This window comes from Streptomyces sp. PT12, from assembly GCF_003311645.1.
Taxonomy (GTDB): Bacteria; Actinomycetota; Actinomycetes; order Streptomycetales; family Streptomycetaceae; genus Streptomyces.
Genome location: NZ_QEST01000068.1, coordinates 1 through 6,030, shown reverse-complemented (window position 1 = coordinate 6,030; position 6,030 = coordinate 1). Strand labels below are relative to the sequence as shown.

The 6,030-nt window shown below is 65.1% G+C and carries 9 protein-coding genes; 5 read left to right on the top strand and 4 right to left on the bottom strand.

The window, feature by feature from the left end; genetic code table 11:
- Window positions 1–141 precede the first annotated feature (141 nt).
- Genes DEH69_RS05505 through DEH69_RS05495 form a run of 3 tightly spaced genes read left to right on the top strand, consistent with a single transcriptional unit; the run spans window position 142 to window position 1,336 of the window.
- Window positions 142–963, top strand: coding sequence for a helix-turn-helix transcriptional regulator (locus DEH69_RS05505; protein WP_181727276.1), 822 nt, complete (start codon window positions 142–144; stop codon window positions 961–963).
- Entirely contained in the window at window positions 960–1,160 is a 201-nt protein-coding gene (locus DEH69_RS05500) for a DUF397 domain-containing protein (protein ID WP_113685741.1), read from the top strand. The genes DEH69_RS05505 and DEH69_RS05500 overlap by 4 nt, the downstream gene beginning before the upstream one ends.
- The gene (locus DEH69_RS05495) at window positions 1,157–1,336 is read left to right on the top strand and encodes a DUF397 domain-containing protein (protein ID WP_113685740.1); all 180 of its coding nucleotides are present in this window, start codon (window positions 1,157–1,159) and stop codon (window positions 1,334–1,336) included. The genes DEH69_RS05500 and DEH69_RS05495 overlap by 4 nt, the downstream gene beginning before the upstream one ends.
- Window positions 1,337–1,696: 360 nt before the next feature.
- Here the strand turns inward: DEH69_RS05495 and DEH69_RS31305 are convergent, their stop codons facing one another.
- A complete protein-coding gene (locus DEH69_RS31305; RefSeq protein ID WP_181727275.1) occupies window positions 1,697–1,864 on the bottom strand; it encodes a hypothetical protein in 168 nt (55 codons plus the stop codon).
- The gene (locus DEH69_RS05485; protein WP_220131196.1) at window positions 1,861–2,607 is read right to left on the bottom strand and encodes an AAA family ATPase; all 747 of its coding nucleotides are present in this window, start codon (window positions 2,605–2,607) and stop codon (window positions 1,861–1,863) included. The genes DEH69_RS31305 and DEH69_RS05485 overlap by 4 nt, the downstream gene beginning before the upstream one ends.
- A gap of 363 nt (window positions 2,608–2,970) precedes the next feature.
- On the opposite strand from DEH69_RS05485, the gene DEH69_RS32385 reads away from it, so the two are divergent.
- Both DEH69_RS32385 and DEH69_RS32380 read left to right on the top strand, forming a co-directional pair.
- On the top strand, window positions 2,971–3,693 hold the full coding sequence (locus tag DEH69_RS32385; RefSeq protein ID WP_258534457.1) for an rRNA adenine N-6-methyltransferase family protein: 723 nt from the start codon (window positions 2,971–2,973) through the stop codon (window positions 3,691–3,693).
- Between the two features lie 5 nt (window positions 3,694–3,698).
- Window positions 3,699–3,884 (top strand): hypothetical protein, encoded by a 186-nt coding sequence (locus DEH69_RS32380; protein WP_258534456.1) that lies wholly within the window; start codon window positions 3,699–3,701, stop codon window positions 3,882–3,884.
- Window positions 3,885–4,023: 139 nt separating this feature from the next.
- Here the strand turns inward: DEH69_RS32380 and tgmC are convergent, their stop codons facing one another.
- Both tgmC and DEH69_RS05470 read right to left on the bottom strand, forming a co-directional pair.
- Window positions 4,024–5,205: an ATP-grasp peptide maturase system methyltransferase gene (gene tgmC / locus DEH69_RS05475; protein ID WP_181727274.1), complete on the bottom strand. Its 1,182-nt coding sequence runs from the start codon at window positions 5,203–5,205 to the stop codon at window positions 4,024–4,026.
- Window positions 5,198–6,030 (bottom strand): ATP-grasp ribosomal peptide maturase (locus DEH69_RS05470; protein ID WP_220131195.1); only part of this gene is annotated, 833 nt, incomplete at its 5' end. The genes DEH69_RS05470 and tgmC, both read right to left, overlap by 8 nt.

The following is a 6,030-nucleotide window of genomic DNA, read 5'->3' as shown; positions in this document are numbered from 1 at the left end:
CAAGACAACCTCCTCCAACCCTCTTCTCGCGGGCCCCCAAGAGAAGCAGATTGAACGCCGTCTTCGCGGGTATGCCAGGGGCCAAGAAAAGCTGTGACCTCGGGAGTTGGGGTCACTCGAACAAGAGAAGCGCAGGTAGCGGTGGCAGGTACCGACTCCGTCCCCAATGACATTTCCGATCTTGAATACTTCGGCGGGGAGGTGAAGCGAGCCCGTCTCGGGCGCAAGCTGACGCAGGCCAAGTTCGCCGAGGGAACGGGCTACACGCAGGGGCATGTCTCGAACGTCGAGTCGGGACGCAAGATCCCCTCGGCCGAATTCGCACGCCGATGCGATCATGTCCTGGGAACCGAAGGGATCTTCGAACGGCTACGGGAACGCCTCCTCGAACGCGGCCACCCGAGCTGGTTCCTGCCGTTCGTCAAGCAGGAGGCAACGGCCGTGGAGATCCTGATCTACTCGCTCACGGTGATCCCCGGTCTCTTGCAGACCCCCGAGTATGCCCGCGCGGTCTTCGAGGCATACGACCCCCACGCGGATCCGTCCACCATCTCCAGCCAGGTCGCCACCCGCATGCGGCGCAAGAAGATCCTGACGCGGGAGAAGCCCCCCGTGGTGTGGGCGGTCATCCATGAGTCGGCGCTGCGCATGCAGATGGGCGGCCCGGAAATCATGCGCGAGCAGTACCAACAGCTAGGTAAGCTGCTCGCGTTGCCCAAGGTGACGGTGCAGGTGCTCCCCTACCGGGTGGGGCCGCCCCCGAGCACCGAACCGCTCGAATTGTTGCGTCAGGCCGACGGACGCCTCACGCTGTATGCGGACACCATCATGGGCGGACAGATGTCCGAGGAGAAGGAACGCGTAAACTTCGCGGTGCAGACGTACGAGCGGCTGAGGGCGGACGCGCTGGGACCGCGTGAGTCGGCTGCGTTCATCGCGAAGATCGCTGAGGAATACTCATGACCACCACCGACCCGCACCTTCACGCGTGGCGCAAGTCCTCCTACTCATCCGGCAACGGAGGCAGTTGCCTGGAGACGCGCCCCGAGAGCCACCACGGCATAGCGGTCCGCGACTCCAAGGAACGCGACACCGGCCCGGTCCTCGTCATCGGCCACGACGCCTGGCGCGCCTTCATCGACATGGCGACCACCTCATGACCCCCACCTGGCACAAGTCCTCCTACTCATCGGGCAACGGAGGCAACTGCCTTGAGACCCGCGCCGAGAGCCACCACGCCGTAGCCGTCCGGGACTCCAAGGCACGCGGCACGGGCCCGATCCTCATCATCAGCCACGACGCCTGGCGCGCGTTCATCACCACAACCAAGTTTTGACCGCGCGGCGGCCACCACCCCGCACCCCGGTGGCCCGCCGCGCCCCGGCACGTTCCATCCGGGAGGGTGGCGGGGGTGGCCACCCCTCCCCGTAGGTGCCTCTCACGTGAACTCACTGTTGTGTGGCGCAGGAGAGACCTCGCGTGTCTCCTCAGCGGCTGCACCAGGTTCGGGTGGTCGCCGAGTTCAGCCCGGTGCAGCAGGCGGGCGGTCACATGGAGTTGGGCCCGGTGGCCGTCTTCGGTGTCAAGGACGGGGAAGTGGTCCCGCACACGTCCGGCCAACTCCGGAACCTGGAGGCTGGAGCAGTACAGCGTCGCCGCGTCCGTGCCGAGCGGGCCGCGCCCCCACAGCTCCCGGTCAACGGCCGTCCGGGCCGTCCGCCACGGTCCCGATGGATCGGAATCGCCAGCCGAAGACGGGCTCGTCGGCCTCGATGAGCCCGAAGTGCGCCGCCGCGCGGTGGAGGTTGTCCCGCATCCAGGCACGGAAGCGGGCGTCAGCCGCGGCCGTTTCGCTCGCGGTCACGACGTGATGTGGCGAAGGTAGGCGTTTGGCTCCGCGAGGAACCGGCGCCAGTGGTCGGTCAGTTCGAGATCGTGCCACTCCGCGCGCCGGAGCCCGTGCTCCCCCAGCTCGATGATCTCGGCGCCCGGGGTGCTGGCCAGAACCGGAGAGTGGGTGGCGCAGACCACCTGCGATCCGGTCCGGCCCAGCTCGTACAGCAACGCGACCAAGCGGAGCGACGACGTGAACGAAAGCGCCGCCTCCGGCTCGTCCATGACGTAGAAGCCGGGCGCGGCGAACATCGCCTCGAACATCGTGAGGAAGCCCTCGCCATGGCTCATGGCGCTCGTGTCCTGCTCCCAGTACCCGGGCACCCCGCCCAGGTTCTCCGTCATCTGGAACGCCGTCTCGGCCCGTAGGAAGAACCTGTTCTTCCTACGACGCGGCCCCGCCAGCATCCGGGCCCCGGCAACCGTCGTGTCCGCGCGCAGGATCTCGCCCAACGGCGTGCGCACCAGGTCCGGGCGCCCCCGCAACGCGCCGAGCCTGCCCCCGTACGCGTCGAGCGAGAAGCTCTCCGCGATCGCCTCGACCAGCGTGGACTTCCCTGAGCCGTTCTCCCCGACCAGAAACGTGACCGGGCGGCCGAACGCCAGCCCACGCGCGACCACCTCGGCCACCCCGGGCACACTGAACGGCCAACGCTCCCGCTCGGCGGCACCCGGCACCAACCCCTCCGGCACATGGACCCGGTCGACGAACACGATCCTCCTCGTCATCGTTGGGCTGGCAACCGCCCTTCGGCGAACACGGCCCAGCGCCCGTGGGCCAGCATGACGGATGACACGGCGGCTTGAGGGCTTGGGCGGCCACCACCCGCACCCCGGCTGTCGCTGACCCGCTGGAGAGCGGAGAGAGTGGACGTGGCTGACGGCGTTTCTTCCGAAGGGCTACGGGCTGACCTCGCGCGGCGCCTCTCGGAAGCCGGATCGCTGCGAAGCCCCGCGTGAAAGGCTGCCGTTGCGGCCGTACCCCGTGAGGCTTTCCTGGCCGACGGGTGGTACGAGTACGAGGACATGGGCTGGTATCGCCCCGCATGTGCCGACAGGCCCGAAGGGCTCAGGCGCGTGTACGAGGATGACACGTTGGTCACGCAAGTGGCCGAGTCCGTTTTCCCGCGCCAGGTCGAGGGGCGCATTGCCCATCGCCCCTCTTCGTCGTCCACTCTGCCGGGGCTCGTGGTGCGCATGCTCGAAGAGCTGAACGCCTCCGAAGGGACAAGGGTTCTCGAAGTCGGCACGGGAACGGGCTACTCGACCGCCCTTCTCTCCCATGTGGTCGGTGACGACAACGTGACGTCGGTCGAAATCGACGCGGACGTTTCCTCCCGTGCTGGTATGGCTCTCGGCGGATTGAACTACCGGCCCGGCCTCGTGGTCGGTGACGGACTGGCGGGGCACAAGGAGAGCGGCCCCTATGACCGCGTGATCGCCACATGCGGAGTTCGCGCCGTCCCGCACGAGTGGATCACTCAGACCCGCCCGGGAGGCGAGATCCTGGTCGCGGTCTGCGGATGGATGAACGCTTCCGAGCTGGTGCGCCTGACCGTGGCGGACGACGGAACGGCAAGCGGCCCGTTTCTCGGTGGGCACGTCTCGCTCATGCTCGCGCGGCCTCACCAGCCCCCCGCCCTGGGGGTGCTGCCCGACTTCGATTCGGCGGAAGCCATGCCCGCACACATCGGAGGGGATGTGCTGGATGACTGGACAGCGCGATCGTCGCACAGTTCGCGACGCCACGAGCCCAGCGTTTCACGATGCCGCGAAACGGGCGAGACGAATACGTGGTGATCGACGTGGAAGCCGGAGCGTGGGCAGCCGCGTTCCGCGACGGCGGCCAGTGGAAGGTCAGGCAGGGGGGTCCCACCCGTCTCTGGGACGCGATCACGGACCAGATCACCCGATGGCGCGACGCCGACATGCCCCCCGCCGAGCGCCTGCGGCTGCACGTCGGCCCCGAGGGACAGCGCCTGATCTGGTAGGCGCCCCACCCGCGACCGTTTCTTGCCAGGGGCTTCGCGCATGTCCGGAAGCCGGGGGCCAGACAAGCCACTTCCTCACGTAAACGTCACCAACCGTTGCTGACAACAGCTCAATGTGTTCAAGTACACGACGAATTAATTAATTGATGGGCTTCTCCAAATAGGCGCCGCCGGGCTTTTCCAGAAGGATCTGCTGGACGTGGGGCGTCACCCTGATGCGGAGGTCCGCTACAGAAGGGGAACCCGACTCCTTCCATTTCGAGATAGCCTCTTCAGCTAGGTCCCAGATCCGAATTCGCCCGCCCTGCCGAACCAAGTAGCCGTCCCGACTATTGCCGGACAGGACGGCGAAAGAATTCGTCGCAGAGTTAAGGAGATAGTCGCTCGGCGGCTCACCATTCAGACTCACGCCATTGATCAGCGATAGCCCAGCCATGCAATTGTCGAGAATGAAGCGGGCCGTCCAATCATTCAGGATGTCTGCGCCGAGCGTCGCGGGCCTCTGTTCTCCCTCATCGATGGCGGGGAGTGAGTTGTCGGAGTTCGGTTCTTCCTGACGTGCCCGCATGAATGAGGCTTCGGAGATGAAGCGGCCTTCCGCCGTTCCGTCATCATGGACGGTTAGCTTCGCGAGGCCGGAGGACCACAGTCCGCCCCGAATGGTGGTGAGGACGACTCCGCCCGGCTTGGTCTGAGCAACCCATTCCGGCCGGACGTGCGCAACACTGCAAGTTGCGATAACGCGATCGTATGGAGCGTTTTCACTGAAACCCTGCCGACCGTCCGCAGCAACGACAGTGACGGGATAACCGCAGCCCCACAAGGCATTGCGGGCTTTGGCTGCTACTCCCGCGTCTGTGTCCACGGTCGTGACATTCTCAGGACCGATCCTGTGGGCCAGAAGACCAGCGTTGTAGCCGGTCCCCGTGCCGATTTCCAGAACCGAATTACCATCCCTCACGTCGAGTGCTTCCAACATATCGATCATGAGTGACGGCAAGGTTGACGAAGATGACGGAAGGCGCGCGATAGTTCCCGTGATGTCCCGGGGCTCGATTACTCCGGCGATCTGGGTGACCAGGGACTCATCGGAGTAGCACAGGGCAAGCCAGGCATCCGACCGTTCGTCGGCCAGGACAGGCCCGTAGGCCGTGGGTGAGCTGCCGGGGACGGGCCGGAAGATGCCGGAGGAGAGGAACTCATGTCGGGGAACCGCTTCCACAGCGGCCCGCCATTCTGCGGACTTCAGGTGTCCGTCTTCCTCTAGCCTGTCTGCGAGTTGCTTTCGCAGCCGAGCGGCGGCCTGCTTCAGGTCAGTCATGCATCTTCCCTCTCTCCAGTAGGTCAGCGAATGCTGCCACCATGGGCAGGCCGGTTTCATCTTCGAGCCAAGCCCACTGCCCGGATGGATTGCACTCAAGAAATACCCATTCGCCACGACCGGTTACGGCGAAATCGAAGGCCCCGAAGACCAATCCGAAGCTATCAAGATAGACGAACAGCGCTGCGGCAATCTCGGACGGCGTCTCGACCACCCTATAAGTGTGACGTCCATACGAAGTGCGCCAGTCGAGAGCGTCTGACTCGATACGGACCGAGAAAACTTTGCCGCCAATCACGGTAGTTCGAACGTCCGCCACCTTGTCGATGAGACTCTGAAACAGGTGGGCCGTGCCCGCCACTTCCTCGTCTATTTCGTCGAGGAGGACCTGAGCGACTTCGACCGTGCAGGACTGGCCATCGAGCATGTACAGCGGAACATTCAAAGGCTTGTACAACACCGGCCCTTGATCCGCAGCGAATTTCTTAGCCTCCGCAGGATCGTTCGTGACAAGGGTAGGCGGAATAGTGAAACCGCAGCGGACGGCCGCGGCGAGCCCGGCCGGTTTGAATTCGGCATCGCCGATCCGATTCGGATGATTCACGTAAAGGCAATCGGGCAGCGAAACCAAGACGCCGCCCAATCCGTAACGAGCCTGCCCCACAGCGAACCGGGCATCCCGATCCGACAGATGCGGAAACGTGAAGCCCGAGGGGCGGCGATACAACAGGGAGCGCGCGTTTTCGAGCCTCATAACGCGGGTCGGAGTAGCTACTGAGGTTGAACTCGTGGTGTCGTGAGGGCTGACGGTTCGTCGCTGGTGCG

Excerpts from the sequence above, each read along its gene's own strand:
- DEH69_RS05500 (WP_113685741.1), top strand. The coding sequence starts at position 960 with ATGACCACCACCGACCCGCACCTTCACGCGTGGCGCAAGTCCTCCTAC.
- tgmC (WP_181727274.1), bottom strand. The coding sequence starts at position 5,205 with ATGACTGACCTGAAGCAGGCCGCCGCTCGGCTGCGAAAGCAACTCGCA.
- DEH69_RS05495 (WP_113685740.1), top strand. The coding sequence starts at position 1,157 with ATGACCCCCACCTGGCACAAGTCCTCCTACTCATCGGGCAACGGAGGC.